Source organism: Terribacillus halophilus (genome assembly GCF_900101385.1).
Classification (GTDB): domain Bacteria; phylum Bacillota; class Bacilli; order Bacillales; family Amphibacillaceae; genus Terribacillus; species Terribacillus halophilus.
This window is the reverse complement of record NZ_FMZB01000001.1, coordinates 488062-503263: the sequence shown is the minus strand read 5'-3', so window position 1 is coordinate 503263 and position 15202 is coordinate 488062. Positions and strand designations below refer to the sequence as shown.

At 41.8% G+C, this 15202-nt stretch carries 16 protein-coding genes, 1 tRNA gene and 3 pseudogenes; 4 read left to right on the top strand and 16 right to left on the bottom strand.

What is annotated here, in order from left to right:
- Positions 1 to 99 precede the first annotated feature (99 nt).
- The 4 genes and pseudogenes from BLQ53_RS02355 to BLQ53_RS02340 all read right to left on the bottom strand — a co-directional run.
- Positions 100 to 398 (bottom strand): annotated as a pseudogene (locus BLQ53_RS02355) (XkdF-like putative serine protease domain-containing protein); the annotation flags it as partial.
- Positions 399 to 467: 69 nt separating this feature from the next.
- On the bottom strand, positions 468 to 821 hold the full coding sequence (locus BLQ53_RS02350) for a VOC family protein (protein ID WP_093725603.1): 354 nt from the start codon (positions 819 to 821) through the stop codon (positions 468 to 470).
- A 1-nt stretch (position 822) separates the two neighbouring features.
- Positions 823 to 1293: a helix-hairpin-helix domain-containing protein gene (locus BLQ53_RS02345; protein WP_093725601.1), complete on the bottom strand. Its 471-nt coding sequence runs from the start codon at positions 1291 to 1293 to the stop codon at positions 823 to 825.
- A gap of 93 nt (positions 1294 to 1386) precedes the next feature.
- A complete protein-coding gene (locus BLQ53_RS02340) occupies positions 1387 to 1665 on the bottom strand; it encodes a hypothetical protein (protein WP_139180830.1) in 279 nt (92 codons plus the stop codon).
- 745 nt (positions 1666 to 2410) lie between these two features.
- Between BLQ53_RS02340 and BLQ53_RS02335 the strand changes: the two genes are divergently transcribed.
- The 3 genes and pseudogenes from BLQ53_RS02335 to BLQ53_RS19395 all read left to right on the top strand — a co-directional run.
- Positions 2411 to 2881 carry a MarR family winged helix-turn-helix transcriptional regulator gene (locus tag BLQ53_RS02335; protein ID WP_093725597.1) on the top strand — a complete coding sequence of 157 codons (471 nt, stop codon included), beginning with the start codon at positions 2411 to 2413 and terminating at the stop codon, positions 2879 to 2881.
- The gene (locus tag BLQ53_RS02330) at positions 2874 to 3551 is read left to right on the top strand and encodes a YczE/YyaS/YitT family protein (protein ID WP_093725595.1); all 678 of its coding nucleotides are present in this window, start codon (positions 2874 to 2876) and stop codon (positions 3549 to 3551) included. Before BLQ53_RS02335 ends, BLQ53_RS02330 begins: the two co-directional genes overlap by 8 nt.
- 89 nt (positions 3552 to 3640) lie before the next feature.
- A pseudogene (locus BLQ53_RS19395) lies at positions 3641 to 4042 on the top strand (GNAT family N-acetyltransferase); the annotation flags it as partial.
- Positions 4043 to 4285: 243 nt separating this feature from the next.
- Here the strand turns inward: BLQ53_RS19395 and BLQ53_RS02320 are convergent.
- The 3 genes and pseudogenes from BLQ53_RS02320 to BLQ53_RS02310 form a co-directional block, all read right to left on the bottom strand.
- Positions 4286 to 4665, bottom strand: a pseudogene (locus tag BLQ53_RS02320) (ArpU family phage packaging/lysis transcriptional regulator).
- Between the two features lie 658 nt (positions 4666 to 5323).
- A tRNA-Arg gene (locus BLQ53_RS02315) sits at positions 5324 to 5399 on the bottom strand.
- A 145-nt stretch (positions 5400 to 5544) separates the two neighbouring features.
- Positions 5545 to 6351 carry a manganese catalase gene (locus BLQ53_RS02310; RefSeq protein WP_093725593.1) on the bottom strand — a complete coding sequence of 269 codons (807 nt, stop codon included), beginning with the start codon at positions 6349 to 6351 and terminating at the stop codon, positions 5545 to 5547.
- 300 nt (positions 6352 to 6651) lie between these two features.
- Between BLQ53_RS02310 and clpP the strand changes: the two genes are divergently transcribed.
- Positions 6652 to 7239 (top strand): ATP-dependent Clp endopeptidase proteolytic subunit ClpP, encoded by a 588-nt coding sequence (gene clpP / locus BLQ53_RS02305; protein WP_093725591.1) that lies wholly within the window; start codon positions 6652 to 6654, stop codon positions 7237 to 7239.
- Positions 7240 to 7282: 43 nt separating this feature from the next.
- Here the strand turns inward: clpP and BLQ53_RS19095 are convergent, their stop codons facing one another.
- From BLQ53_RS19095 to BLQ53_RS02260, 9 genes are all read right to left on the bottom strand, one after another.
- The gene (locus BLQ53_RS19095) at positions 7283 to 7945 is read right to left on the bottom strand and encodes an RDD family protein (protein ID WP_244499211.1); all 663 of its coding nucleotides are present in this window, start codon (positions 7943 to 7945) and stop codon (positions 7283 to 7285) included.
- 11 nt (positions 7946 to 7956) lie between these two features.
- Positions 7957 to 8964, bottom strand: coding sequence for a signal peptide peptidase SppA (gene sppA / locus BLQ53_RS02295; RefSeq protein WP_093725589.1), 1008 nt, complete (start codon positions 8962 to 8964; stop codon positions 7957 to 7959).
- Between the two features lie 125 nt (positions 8965 to 9089).
- Positions 9090 to 9356, bottom strand: a complete 267-nt coding sequence (locus tag BLQ53_RS02290; RefSeq protein ID WP_093725587.1) for an HPr family phosphocarrier protein — start codon at positions 9354 to 9356, stop codon at positions 9090 to 9092.
- Positions 9357 to 9465: 109 nt separating this feature from the next.
- Entirely contained in the window at positions 9466 to 10416 is a 951-nt protein-coding gene (gene whiA / locus BLQ53_RS02285; RefSeq protein ID WP_093725585.1) for a DNA-binding protein WhiA, read from the bottom strand.
- A 32-nt stretch (positions 10417 to 10448) separates the two neighbouring features.
- Positions 10449 to 11393, bottom strand: a complete 945-nt coding sequence (locus tag BLQ53_RS02280) for a gluconeogenesis factor YvcK family protein (RefSeq protein ID WP_093725583.1) — start codon at positions 11391 to 11393, stop codon at positions 10449 to 10451.
- A complete protein-coding gene (gene rapZ, locus BLQ53_RS02275; protein WP_093725581.1) occupies positions 11393 to 12274 on the bottom strand; it encodes an RNase adapter RapZ in 882 nt (293 codons plus the stop codon). The genes BLQ53_RS02280 and rapZ overlap by 1 nt, the downstream gene beginning before the upstream one ends.
- A gap of 14 nt (positions 12275 to 12288) precedes the next feature.
- Entirely contained in the window at positions 12289 to 12756 is a 468-nt protein-coding gene (locus tag BLQ53_RS02270; protein WP_093725579.1) for an NUDIX hydrolase, read from the bottom strand.
- Between the two features lie 288 nt (positions 12757 to 13044).
- Positions 13045 to 13998 carry a thioredoxin-disulfide reductase gene (gene trxB, locus BLQ53_RS02265; protein WP_093725577.1) on the bottom strand — a complete coding sequence of 318 codons (954 nt, stop codon included), beginning with the start codon at positions 13996 to 13998 and terminating at the stop codon, positions 13045 to 13047.
- 93 nt (positions 13999 to 14091) lie between these two features.
- On the bottom strand, positions 14092 to 15099 hold the full coding sequence (locus BLQ53_RS02260; RefSeq protein ID WP_093725575.1) for a tetratricopeptide repeat protein: 1008 nt from the start codon (positions 15097 to 15099) through the stop codon (positions 14092 to 14094).
- Positions 15100 to 15202: the final 103 nt, after the last annotated feature.

Here is a 15202-nt window from a genome sequence, read left to right as displayed (position 1 = left end):
GTCAATGCTAACATAAGTAATCCTCCTGACCTTCATTGTTTTTTTATTTTATCCAGAAGCAGTTATAATTATAGTGAGTAAGGGGAGTTGCCGCTCCCCTCCGACACCTGCCTGGAAATCATGCTGCGTATCAATATTGCGGGCATCCTTCATAAATCCATGAGCAGCCTTTTCAATTTCTGGTGCAGTCATAAAATCACCGTGCGAATCTTCCTCATCGGGCTCATAACGCCGTACACCAGCTGCTGTTCCTCTTCGTCTTTATTTACTAATACTTGAACATGCTTCTGAAAATCAGGTTTATCATTAGACTTAGTAAAGAAGAATGTCTTTTGATTAGCGCCCTTGTCCACGTAACTAACGTGAGTAATGGAAGCGTTCTTTAACTCTCGTGCCATCTATTGTTCACCTCCTTCCAAAATAAAAAGGACGTTATAGGTTTTATAACGTCCTTTTTATCGTTATTTTCATTTTGATTCCTGAACAAACCCCAGTTCATTGCCCGATAAATCACAAATAGTAAATTTCTTTGATCTCCAAGGTGTAGAAAAAAGCTCTTCAACAACATTCACCCTTTCCTTCAACACTTCCCATAATTCTTCAACATTATCGACATCAAAATTAAACCTTCCAGGCGAAGGGAAGTTCTTATCTTGCATGATAGCAAAAGTAGCACCGCCCTCTGATTTCAAATGTACATAGTCTGGATGCTCAGGAGGCCAGGTTCCCGCAACCTTAAATCCTAGTGTTGTTGTGTACCATTCTAAAGATTCATTAAAATCCTCAACGTTTACTCGTACATGCTTAAGCTTTGTCTTCATGTTATTCCCCTTTTATCTCATACCACGGTGTTTTGGGTCTTTCTTTTGGATAGCCGAAAGAATTGCGGTATGCTTTCCTTTCCTCAGTAAAATAAAACCATTGTTCAGTACTGGTAGGATTATTAGCAAAATGGATAACACACCGTAATTGATCTTCTACGCAGCTATCAGTCCATATGCCCATCTCTTGTTCCAATTGATCGAAGAGTTGCGCTCCATCTTTATCACTTATCTCATGAAGTGAATAAATTTTTAGATGATTTACAAGTTTATCAGCCAATTCAAATCCAATAGACGGAACTCGTTGAAATTCTGCTAAACCTATTAATTTCTGGGCACTATCTAAACTTGAATCTAGTATCTTAGCAAGATGTGGAGCCTCAAGAGTATGTAACTCAGCCAACTTTACACCGGCGAGCCTCAATTTACTTTTCTCTTCAACTGATAATGGTAACTTAATCCTTTTGCCCAAAAAAATCCTCCCTTTATTTCTGGTCACAAAAGGATGTATTCGATAAATGTTTGAATTTCCCTTTCTTCATAATTATTGAATAATTCTATATCCTTAATTAAGATTGGCCGCGATGAAATTATTACGTAATTTATCCTTCTTTGGCTCCCCGGTCCATTTATCAGCTTCATAACTTACATTCATATTCTGTTCAATGTTGAGTAATAACTCTTGAAACAAGGAGATTGTATCATAGGATTCTGCGTTAACTTCAATAGCTAATGGTATCAAGTCTGAATACTTCTTATAATCAGCCCTTAACGATTCATTCGCTTTATCTGGATGATCCCATAAAGAGTCGATTAAATTTATAGAAGCTTCCATTTCACTCACAATTGTCTGCAGATTTAACTTTCTTTTTTGGGTACATTTCAATAAACTTCTGTGTCTTACTCCCTTCTAATGTTAAACTACACCTGCCAGTGTAATACCACCACGTAAAATCCCCCCTATAAATGTGCCGATACAAAACTAACTTGATCCCTACTTAAATTGAGATATTGCGGCACAAAAAAACAAGCAACAGCAAGCAGCAAAGTAATCATTATTAACGGTATTGTCTTCTTAAAATTCACTTCACTACCCCCTCTTAAAAATACATAGATGATTAAACTTAGTAAGCTACTTCCCCTATCCATTTTAACGGATTTCAGGAAGTGTCTGTTATTTAAAAAGCACCTACAAATGTAGATGCTCCGTCCTGCCTCCCAGTATAGTATGGACCTCCAAATTTTTGTTTAATAACTAGAATGTAAAGATGTCGAATCTAGAAATAAGTAAATACGCAGCATAAAGCATTATACAAGTAGACAGAAAAGAAGCTACCTTATTGATATGCTCCCCTTTAAGTAGACAGTGAAAAATAAAACTGTTTACTTGAAGGGGAGCATATCAATTTGGTACCTTTTTTGTCCTAATTTTATTCAAAGAATTATCTATGATTTTGTCTATAAAAGTGTACTTTAATGAACACTAATTTTTAAAAAGAGCACCTCCCTCACAAAATGGTTGAACTTTCAACTTTTACCCTGTAGAATATTAGTTGAAAGTTCAACTACCTTTATACAGGGGATTGATTATGAAAAAATTAGAATCTAAAGCATTAAGATATGTAGGAACTTTAGCCAGAACGTTAAATTCTAAATCTGATTTAAAATTTAAACAAATAGGGTTACAAAAAGGGCAATATATATTCTTAACTAGAATATGTGAAAATCCCAAGACTAATTTGGCTAATTTAACTGAAATGGTAAAAGTTGATAAGGCAACAACTACTAAGGCAGTACAAAAACTGATCAACCTTGGATATATCAGTAAGCAGCAAAACAAAAAAGATAAAAGAGAATTTGAGTTAATAGCTACTGAAAAAGGATTAGAAATTTATAAAATAATTATTAATGAGGAAAGAAAGCATTTAGAATTTAGCTTTGATGGTTTTAGTGAAGAAGAAGTAAAAATGGCTACTTACTTAATTGAAAAAATGAGTAAAAATATAGAAAAGTATTGGTTAGATAAAGACTTAACTTTGTATGGAGAAATTCATGAATAAATTATTATTCTTTTCTCTAAGAATGTTAACAGGTTTGACATTATGTGCACTTTCTACTGTAATGGCAATAAAGTCGAATTTAGGTTCAAGTCCATGGGATGTCTTTCATCAAGGTTTATCTAATGTATTTGGGATCACTATCGGTCAAGCAAGTATTATAGTTGGATTAATAATTGTAATGATAGTTAGCAAGTTAGGTATAAAAATTGGAATCGGAACGCTGGCAAACATGCTTATAATTGGGTGTTTTATAGATATAATAATGCATATAAATATCATTCCTACTAGTAACCATTTGTTTTCTGGGGTATTGCTTATAATAGGTAGTTTATTTGCGAATGCTATCGGTAGTTATTTGTATATTGGGTGCGAAATGGGATGCGGTCCAAGAGATGGATTAATGGTGATTTTAGTTAAGATCACATCAAAGCCTGTTGGTAGAATAAGGTTTTTTATAGAGATTATTGCTTTAATAACTGGATATTTATTAGGTGGTACTGTTGGAATAGGTACACTACTAACTGTATTTGGAATAGGTTACTGTGTCCAAATAGTATATAAACTGTTTAATTTTAATGTTAAAGGTTTAAAACATAAAAATATCAAGGAAGGTTTTATATTTTTTAAAGCATGTATAAACAATAATAGGAGGGCTACCAATGATATTTAGAAAATCAAAGACAAGTGATATAAAAAGTATAATGAAAATTATAAGGCAAGCTCAAGAGTTTTTTAAAAACCAGGAAAGATCAATGGCAAAATGGTTATCCAAATGAATATACAATCATTAATGATATAAACAATGCAGAAAGCTATGTATTAGTAAAAGATGATGATGTTGTTGCAACATCAATGGTAACTTTTAAAAATGAGCCATCATATGACTCAATATACGAAGGTCAATGGCTAAGTAATAATAAATATGCAACTATCCATAGAGTAGCTGTAAGCAATACTCACAAGGGATTAGGTTTATCAACTGAAATTATTAAATATATAGAAGACCTATGTATAGATCATGATGTGCATAGTATTAAGGTTGATACACATAAAGAAAATATCCCTATGCAAAAGACACTCAAGAAGAATGGATTTGAGTATTGTGGAATCATATACGTAGATAGTTCTAGCGAAAGATTAGCTTTTGAGAAATTATTATAGTTCCATTAGTCATTAAATTTTAATTTAGAAATAGTTAAAAGAAATATAGATTCTGCGGCTTTTAAAATAAAGCATTAGAAATTTCCATAAAGAAGATTTTTAGAATCCCTTTTGATCAATTTTTCAAAGGGATTCTTCTTGTTTACCTTTAAAATACGAGATCAGTAAATAGCTTGTAGTAGCTACTGTTTTAGGGCGTAGAACATTCATTCAATGGCTTTTAAACATCTGATCAACTAAGTCCTAGATAGTTCCTATAGCTGTCGCCAGACGAAATATGGCCATTCTCTTCTTCTGATAATATTTCCCCTTTGTTATGCCTAATTCCATAAATATATTTAGGTCATTTATCTCTTTCGCGTTCAGGTACTTCATCTCGAGAATCTGCTGCTCTATATAATCAAGCGAGCCCTCCAACGCCCGCTCATCTGCTGCCTTACCTTGATTTCATTCAACCGATCAGCCAGCCTTAAAGAAGGGAATACACCTACCATACCTGCCTTCTGCTGCTCTCTCCTATTTTCAATTTGAATCTTCAGAGCTCGGTACTGTTTGAGTTCTTTTATTACAATCTGCTGCACCTCTTTTTCATCTATCTCCGGAAGTAAAGTCAGCTGCTCCATCCGCCATCCTCCTAATTAAAAAAGGACACCAAACAACGCCATCTCTTCAAACAGTGTCCTCTAGTTTCCTGTTATAACTTATAACAAGAATATATTGGAGAAAGGCGCTTCTTCCAGAGGACTTTTTGTCTCTGAGAAAATCGTATAATTTCTACAAACAAAAAAAATCACTCGTTGCGGCACACTCATGCAACTCTTTTGTTGAAGATGGGAGTTCACCCTAAGGTTATGCAAGAACGACTGGGAATGCCAGCATACAAATAACATTAAGTACGTACTATCATTTAATCCAGGTATGCAAACAGCTGCTGCCGATATGTTAGGCCAGTTATTTGCACAAAAAAGAGGAATCTAGTCTTCACTAGATTCCTCTTCCTCATCTTGTCTTACATCATTAAACGGGTGGCATTATAACAAGAGGTATGCCTGCCTGTGCCGTTAAGCTTGTAATAGTAGGACGTAGATATGGGAATAAGATTGCTGAACTAATTTAGTTCAAACTTCTCTATAGGTATAACCGAACTAATTCGGAAGAAACCCCGGTAAGATACTCAAAAAACTTATTTCGGAACCCGAAGGTTTGCAAAATGTTTGCAAACTACAAAAAATAGCAAGGGCGGCAAACTGCCTGAACCCTTGCTATTTCTATATTTAGTAGCGCGCTCGGAGGGATTCGAACCCCCGGCAGACGTGGTACCGGAAACCACCGCTCTATCCAACTGAGCTACGAGCGCATATGTAATTAATAATGTGACAACGATTATTATACGTGAGTTTTTTCTTTTGTGCAAGTATTTTATTGATAGTCCGTCATTCTAGCAAAAGGAAGAAAGGAGACCAGCTTCTTTCTTCCTTCCTTTTTTTGTTATGGATTGCTTTTTATTTCGGATACATATATTCAGGTGCTGGCTGCAGTTCTTGTTTTTCACCGTGAGCTGTTGGTGTTTGTTCATAATTGAACTGACCTCCGTCTGGGGCAGTTCCATTTGCCCAGCTGCCTTCTTTTGAATCTTCTCCTTCAGAGAAGTTGATCAGGCTATGGGAGAAGTTATCTGCCTCAAGTTCTCTCGGGAAGGAGCCTGGCACGATGACGCCATTCTTCTCTTCCAATTCACGTGCAGCAGCAATCCATTGGTTTTGGTGCATGGAGTCACGTGCGAGCAAGAAGGACAACATATCGCGGACACCTTGGTCTTCTGTCATTTCATATAGACGGGCAACTTGCAGCCGTCCTTGAGATTCCGCATTGATGTTGGCGCGAATATCAGCTAGGAGGTTACCGCTTGCAATGATGTAGCCAGCGTTCCAAGGAACACCATTACTGTCTGTCGGACGAGGTCCCAGACCTGAAACGATGGCGTGCTGTGGGTTCATACCGCCTAGGATAGCTCCGATGACAGGATCCTTCGCTGCTTCTTCTTGTTCTTTGATAGGTGCTCCATCAAGCAGGCGGGCAATCATGGTTGCGATCATTTCAACATGACCGATTTCTTCTGTGGCTGTATCCATGATCAAATCTTTATATTTTTCTTCGCCGCGGGCGCTCCAGCCTTGGAATAAGTATTGAAGGGCTACAGTGATTTCACCGAATTGTCCACCCAAGATTTCCTGCATTTTCTTTGCGAACAGCGCATCTGGCTTGTCCGGTCTTGCTGGATATTGTAGTACTTTCGTATGGTTGAACATGTTGTTACCTCCTAGAGCTTTTTTGCTTTCCGCTGATTACATTCCACCCTGGTAACATTTCTAAACCATTTCCTGAAGCGACAATTAAAATGAAAAGTGCACTTGTTTGCAGGAGATTATCTATTGAAAGTCAAAGTTAACGGGATACTGTATTTCTAGCGTTTATTTGCCTTTCAACTAGGGAAATATGGAATAGGCGATAGAAAGTTAGTATTTTGTTTGACCTTTATTGACCTTTTAGGTAAGATAAGGTTAGTCATTACTTAACATAATGAGCTCATATCCAAAGGAGGATCTACTATGAATCTAATCCCTACAGTTATTGAACAGACAAACAGAGGAGAACGCGCTTATGATATTTACTCCCGTCTGTTGAAAGACCGGATCATCATGCTTGGCAGCGCGATCGATGATAATGTTGCCAACAGCATCGTTTCTCAGCTGTTATTCTTGGCAGCAGAAGATCCGGAAAAAGAAATTTCCCTATACATCAACTCACCAGGCGGATCCATCACTGCAGGTATGGCAATCTACGATACAATGCAATTCATTCAGCCGCAAGTATCGACTATCTGCATCGGTATGGCAGCTTCCATGGGTGCATTCCTATTGACTGCTGGTGAAAAAGGCAAACGTTTCGCACTTCCAAACAGTGAAGTGATGATTCACCAGCCTCTAGGCGGTACACAAGGCCAGGCAAGTGATATTGAAATCCATGCTCGCCGCATCATCGAAATGCGCAAAAAGCTAAACGAAATCATGGCAGAGCGCAGCGGTCAGCCGCTTGAGGTAATCGAGCGCGATACAGACCGTGATAACTTCCTTACAGCAGAACAAGCAGTGAACTACGGCTTGATCGATAAAGTAATGGAGAAAAAACCTTCATAAGACAGAAAAAAAACCATCCGGCAATATGTCGGATGGTTTTTCCTTATTCATGAATAACAAGTGTATCCGCAAAAAGATCGTGTACCCCTTGTTTTCTTGGTGTAAATGCTACAACAGCATAAAGGATATACAAAAACAATAAGCGGTGTATGAAACGGCCTACCACTTCCCGAACCAGCGTATCCGACCAGGACAGACGTCCTCCGTCCTCCCGGATGACGCGTAAACCGAAGATCATCTTGCCTAAAGTCTGTCCGCGCCATTTTGTCATGAACAGGAAATAAGCAAAGAAAATCAATCCGCCAAGTAAAGCGCTGACGCTCCATTTCCAAAGTGTCGCTTCATAAAAAGCGTCTATCATCGTAAAAGGCTGAACGAGCAAACCTGTCAGGCTGAATACGACGAGGAGATCGACAAGATAAGCCCAGAAACGCATCCAAAATCCAGCATAACGCTTTTCAGCTGCTGTCTTGGAGGATGCACCTGCAGACTGTTCCACCAATTCCCGATCAAGATCGCTACTCACTTGATAGGTATTATCCTGGGCATGTGCAACTTTCCTTGGCTCGGCATATTCGTCAGTCCCCGCAGCTCCAGTTGTTCCTTCATATCCGTCAGTCCCCGCAGCTCCCATTATCTCTGTCCTGGAAATATCCTGATCAGGTGACGTCAGTTCTTCTGGATGCTCACGTTTTTCTTTATCCATGCTAACGCCTCCTATTCCGTATAGAGATACATAGCTTCCGGTGAATTAGATTTGCCCATCAATTCCTTGATACCGAGCAGGTCGGAATCAGATACAAACAAATCCTTCGCAGCTGTTGCCCAGAAGGACCCCATACCAAAGCCGCTTCCCGTATATTCAAATACTTCTGCGCTCTCAAGCCCTTGATCTTTCTTCATCATGGCTATCGTGTCTTCCAAATCACCTAAATCATCAACCAGGCCATTTTCAAGCGCTTGTTTACCGGAATAAATACGTCCATCTCCAAGCTCGCGCACTTTATCTTCCGGCATACCTCGTCCGTCTACGATGACTTGGACAAAGTCAGCGTACATATCATCGATGATGGACTGCAGGATGTCCCGTTCTTCATCTGTCATTTCACGTGCCCCGGACATGATATCCTTGTGTTCGGCACTCTTGATGACTTCTTCTTTGATACCGATTTTATCGGCAAGCTCCGCATAATTCAATGTGGACATGATGACACCAATCGAGCCAGTGATTGTAGCAGGATGAGCAACGATTTTGTTGGCACTGGCTGATAAATAATACCCGCCGGAAGCTGCCATATTACCCATCGATACATAAACTGGTTTTCCATATTCCTCCTGGACTTCTACGACTTTATCGTGAATTTCTGCACTCTCGACTACGCCGCCTCCAGGACTGTTCACTTCAATGATGATCCCGCCGACTGTATCATCTATGCCAGCCTGCTCCAGTTGATCCAAAAAGGCTGTATGATTATATGTATCGCTTCCCAATAGCGAAGCTTCTTTACCTGTATCCTGTATCGTGCCTTCCACTTTCAGCACCGCTATCCGATTCATCATATCCCCATCCTCGATGATCTCCTCTCTCAAGTAAGATCCTCCAGTTGCCGAATCAATTGCTTCTGTAAAATTGCTATTGATGACTGCAATCAAGGTCTGGAAACCGACCGACACAGCCAGCAGGAAAGCAGCGATTCCAATTGCGATCCAACGTTTTGCATTCAAAATATGATCTCCTTTCTGACTCCATAAAAATCTTACAATACATAGCCTACACTAGGTAAGCTTTTCTTACCACAAATTAGCAGAAAAAAAGTCCTGAAATTATTCAGGACTTTTTAGGAGATGGATCAGCTGGCTTGCGACGGGGCAGTAATGAAAGCAGTCAATTCCTCCATGGCTTCCTCTTCATCTGGACCGTCGATTTTCAAGGTGATCAATTCTTCCTGGGCAATAGCCAGACTCATCAAACCCATGATGCTTTTTGCGTTGACCGATTTGTTCCCTTTTTCCACATAAACAGAGGCACTATAACGATTGGCTTGCTGGACAAAGCTTGCCGCTGGTCTGGCTTGCAAGCCAGTATCCAGGGTGACACGCAACGTTTTTTGGATCACATGTGATTCCTCCCATTTTCCAAGTAAGCGCTGTCAAACTTATGAAAAAGAAAACACCCATAAGAGTGTCTTCTTAGTATACCACATGCTATATATGCTTCATACCTGCTTATGCTTTTTTAATAGATGTCCCATTTCGAAGTCTTTCAGCGAACTCATCTATTTTTCGGAGGCGGTGGTTGATACCGGATTTACTGATTTTACCGGTGGAAACCAGTTCCCCAAGCTCCTTCAATGATACATCCTGATGCTGAACCCGGAGTTCTGCTATTTCCTGCAATTTCTCAGGCAGCGCCTCGATTCCGACCGTGTTCTTGATGAAGTTGATATTCTCCACTTGACGAAAAGCAGCACCGATCGTCTTGTTCAAATTGGCTGTTTCACAGTTGACAAGCCGATTGACTGAGTTGCGCATATCACGGACGATCCGGACATCCTCAAATTTGAACAATGCACTGTGAGCGCCTGCAATATTGAGGAACTCTGTAATCTTCTCCGCTTCTTTCAAATACGTAATGAACCCCTTGCGTCGCTCTGTACTGCGAGCATGCAGGTCGAATGTATTCATCAGCTCACAAAGTGCATCACTATGTTCCTTATGTGTATTGAATATTTCCAGATGGTAAGAAGATGTCTCCGGATTATTTACCGAGCCGCCTGCAAGAAAAGCACCGCGCAAGTAGGCTCTGCGTTTTTCGGCAGTATCGGTAAACGAGGTACTGATTGTACGAACGAAGGTGAAGTGATCCTGAAGGATTTCCAAACTGCGCAGCAAATGATCCACTTCTTTGTTTAAACGTACAATATAGACATTGTTTTTCTTTAATTTCATCTTTTTCCGGACAAGCAGCTCGATTGGATGGTGGTAAACAGCCTTCAGCAGCGTGTATATACGTCTTGCGATGGCAGCATTTTCCGTCTGGACATCCAGCGTGTATTCCTGTCTTGAATAAGAGACAGAACCATTCATCCTGATCAAGGCTGCAAGCTCACTTTTCACGTCCGTCATTTCTATTGGAATGGTCGTTAATTCCTTCTTTATTTCTGATGCAAAGCTCACGAAGCTCTCCCCCCTTTTCCTGCGCCATTCGCTTACAGCATCGCGTAAAGCAGCTTGGCGATTTTGTGCGTATCGTGACGGAGCTTCCGCTGATCATGGTCAATGATATCAGCTTCGATCACTTCAATCCCCAATGATTTCAGGCGGCTGATATCATATACAACCGGTTCCGCGTTCTCCTCTGCGTAATCTTTACGGATGTCTTGCTCAATCGCGCTGTTATTCACGACTATCGCCGAGACAATATCAGCTCCAATGTGATCATGTATGGCTTGGATATGATCACCCGCTGTATAACCCGTCGTTTCTCCATATTGTGTCATGACATTGCATACATAGACAACTTTGCCACGTGCTTCCCGCAAGGCATGCTCGATCTCCGGAACGATCAGGTTCGGCATGACACTCGTATAAAGACTTCCTGGACTGATAACAATCAAATCAGCCTGCTTGATGGCCTCGATTGCTTCCGGCAATGGCTTGACGGGAAGCGGACTGACAAATACTCGTTTAATTTGCTTATTTGCAAGCGGGATGTTCGATTCCCCGGTCACGATCTCACCGTCCATCATCTCCGCATGCAGCACGACGTTCTGATTGGCAATCGGATAAATATTGCCTTTCACTTTTAAGACCCTTGAAATTTCCTTGATGCCATTATAAAAATCCCCAGAGATGGAAGTCATTGCTGCCAGCAGCAGATTACCCATCGAATGGCCGGATAAGCCATTGCCATTCTTGAACCGATGCTGGAATAAATCAATCAGCATCGGCTCAGCATCAGCCAATGCCGCGATGACATTCCGAATATCCCCTGGTGCCGGCATCGCAAGCTCTGTTCGCAATTTTCCTGAGCTTCCGCCATCATCAGCAACTGTGACAATCGCCGAAAGATCGACAGGAAGCTGCTTCAGCCCTCGCAGCAAAACAGGCATGCCTGTCCCGCCCCCAATTGCAACTATTTTTTTTCTACTCATCAGTGGCTTTTCCTTTCTACATCACGGTGCGTAACATGCGTCGCATAGTTATCGCTGTACCGTTTTGCCAAATACTCTGCAATAGCTACCGAGCGATGCTGTCCGCCTGTACAGCCAATGGCGATGACAAGCTGGCTTTTCCCTTCCTTCCGATACTGTGGCAGCATGAAAGTGAGCATATCCTCCAGCTTCTGCAGGAATGTATGTGTATCCGACCATTTAAACACATAGGAAGACACCGGCTCATCCAAGCCCGTCTGCGGTCTGAGGTTCTCCACATAGAAGGGGTTCGGGAGGAAGCGAACATCAAAGACGAGGTCTGCATCAATCGGAAGACCGTACTTGAAGCCGAAGCTCATCATCTGAACCGTGAATTCCTCGTAATCAGCATCCTTGAACCGCTTCATGATTTTCTCTCGGAGCTGCTTCGGTTTCAGTGTCGATGTATCGACGATGAACTGGGCTCTTCCCCGCATCTGATCGAGCAGTGCACGCTCCTGCTGTATACCTTCGAGCGGGAGCCCTTCCGGTGCTAGCGGGTGCGTCCTGCGTGTTTCTTTATATCTGGTGACAAGCACCTCATTTTTCGCATCGAGAAAAAGCACTTGCGGCTCCAGCCAATCCTCCGAGGTGAGCTTGTCCAGCGCTTCGAACAAAGAATCAAAGAATTCCCTTCCACGCAAATCCATGACAAGTGCCACTTTTTTGATATCATTGGCAGCATCCCGCATCAAATCCAGGAAGGTCGGCAGGAGTGCCGGAGGGAGATTATCCACACAATAGTAACCCAAATCCTCGAAACTTTGCACAGCAACCGTCTTTCCTGCTCCAGACATACCGGTTATGATGACGAGCTTTGTTTCATTCAACTGTTTCTCCATACGTATCCCCCGTTTTATTCTGGTGTCTTCGGATCCAGCTTCGACTGCAGCAGCTGTCGATCCTCTGTGTAGACGAATGTGCCGAATAATGGCTCATCGGTGCTGAACATATGTGCGAATATATCCCGATCTCCCTCTGCCATCGGCAAATGCTTGATATTCTTGATATCTACCCATTCCAGCTTGCCTTCCTGGCTAACTTCAAGCAATTCACCAGTGTATGCTTCCGCGAAGAAGGTGAACATCATCCATTCATGTACGACTTTCTCATCTTTCTTTATAACAAAAGTAAACGTACCGCGAAGCTCTGGTTCATGTACAGTCAGTCCTGTTTCTTCCCAGAACTCCCGGACAGCGGTTTCCTTGACGGACTCTCCCAGCTCCATTTTTCCGCCGGGCGCCGAGTACCAGCCTTTACTTGGTTTCTTCAATAAAAGAACTTTATCATCAACTGCCAAGATGCAGTTTGCAACACGTTGCATGCTTCCACCTCTTTCTCTGTGTAAGTGGACATGTCGATTCGTTTTACACATCACTCTATATTATACTATTTCTGTTTCGCTTCAAACAGTAATATGTTTCCCGAATCTTTGCCAATAATCGCCGTTTCCCCCAAAAAACAAAAAAATGCATAGGTGCAGAGGCACCTATGCCAATAACTAATTTATCTATTAAAAGGGGGTCAATTAGTTAAATCCAGTATAGCAAATGATTATGTCGCCCGTGTTACAGCAGCATTAAGAATCATTTACAAGGAGAAGCCTGGCCGCTTATTTACCGATTGCGTCCAACTCTTCTTTCAAACTTTCTATATATGCTTGCGCTGATTGGGCTGCGATACTGCCATCCCCTGTTGCTGTCACGATTTGTCGAAGTTCTTTGTCACGAATATCTCCAGCAGCAAAAATTCCAGGTACATTGGTTTCCATCCGGTCATTCGTGTGGATATAGCCAAGTTCATTGGTGATGCCAAGGGATTCGAAAGGCTCGCTAAGCGGCACCATACCGATGTAGATGAACACCCCATCCGCTGATTTTTCATATTTCTCACCGGTGCGCTGGTTTAACAGTGTCACACTGGAAACTTTATTATTTTCGCCATTGATTTCCTCGACAGTCGTGTCCCAAATGAAATCGACTTTTTCATTCGCGATGGCACGCTGCTGCAGGATAGGCTGTGCACGTAATTTGTCACGGCGGTGTACGATTGTAACCTTCTCAGCGAAACGAGTCAGGTAAACACCTTCCTCGACAGCTGAATCCCCGCCGCCAACTACGATCAGTTCACGGTTCTTAAAGAACGCACCATCACAAACGGCACAATAGGAAACGCCTCGTCCGCTCAATTCATCTTCTCCAGGTACTCCAAGTTTTTTCCACTTCGCACCAGTAGTAATGATAAGTGCACGTGTTTTAAATTCCTTATTGCCGGCGATGATCGTTTTGTATTCCTTGCCGTCTTTTACTTCTTTGATGTCGCCGTAAGCATATTCCGCACCGAATTTTTTCGCATGCTCAAACATTTTATTGGAAAGATCCGGTCCCAGGATGGAATCATAACCAGGATAGTTTTCCACATCCTCCGTATTCGCCATCTGACCGCCTGGTATACCTCTTTCGATCATTAGTGTATCAAGATTTGCACGGGAAGCGTAAACCGCTGCTGTCATGCCAGCCGGCCCCGCACCTGCAATGATTACGTCATAAATTCTCTCTTCCGTCATACAAAGAACCCCTTTCATCTATATATCAGTCATTATCTCTACTCGTTAGCATATAAGATTCTTTCTGTAACGTCCATCTTTCTGCCTATCGCTTCAGGAAAGCCAGTAAAAATCGTCTTTATTCAAATGGTTGAATCTGCGGCTTCCTTCCTGCCACAACTTTTCGGCATATTCTCCGTTACCGGCCTTCTTCGCCGCCAAACTGAACCACTTATAATAGGAAGCATGTCCTTTCACGCGTCTTTTATCCAGATGGAGGAAGCGATCCACCGCATCATCGTAATAACCAGTCATGGAAAAAGCGCATGCGATGCGCAAATGCTGCTCTTCATGAATCGGGAAAATATTCCGAAGCAGGCGAAGATGCTCGTCTCGTTGATCATAACAGCGCATATCATGATAAAACACAGCCAGATTCACATGCGTATAGACAGAGACATGCTCACTCTCCAAATGCTCCTCTTCCATTCGTATTGCTTCTTTCTGATTCCCAGTGTAGAAAAGGGCCCTAGCATACTCATGCTTTGCCAGCATATGTTCAGGGAACATGCTCATCATTTCCTCCAGGATAGGCAAGGCGAATTGCCATTCTTCCCGCTCCAAATAGTAAAAAGCCGACTCCTGGAACATGATGAGCTCATCTTCTTCCTCTGTTGTCCATAGCTCATCGTCCTCTTCCTCAGCTTCGACATATGTCAGCAGTTCCTCGGCCTGCTGATGGAAATCCCCTTCCGGATCCATCTCCAGGTACAAGTTGGCGAACTTCTCTGCCTCATGCATATAACCAAGTTTGGAGTAATTATAAGCAAGCATATAAAAGCATTCGGCATAGCTGTCACCGTGCTCTTTGATAATGTCATCAAGAATATAGATCGCCTTATGAAACGAACCCAATTCCGTAAAAATAACCGACTTCTGGCAGTGATAGATCACTTCCGTCGGTTCTTTTTCAATCGCTTTTTCAAGCCATTTCATAGCTTTATCCAGCTTACCGTTCCGATAGGCCTCGATGCCTTTTGTATAATAGAAATCTCCTTCCGGTATGAAGGGGATGATGTTAGTCGGTCGTGCCTGCTGCTCTGCTGGTTCCAGCGTTTGCATTTGTTTCCTCCTACTGCATTAGATATCCCATGAAGTATATCATATTTCCACATCCGGTCCTACACCTTAAGAAAAAAAGACTGTTCCCCCTAAGGGAAACAGT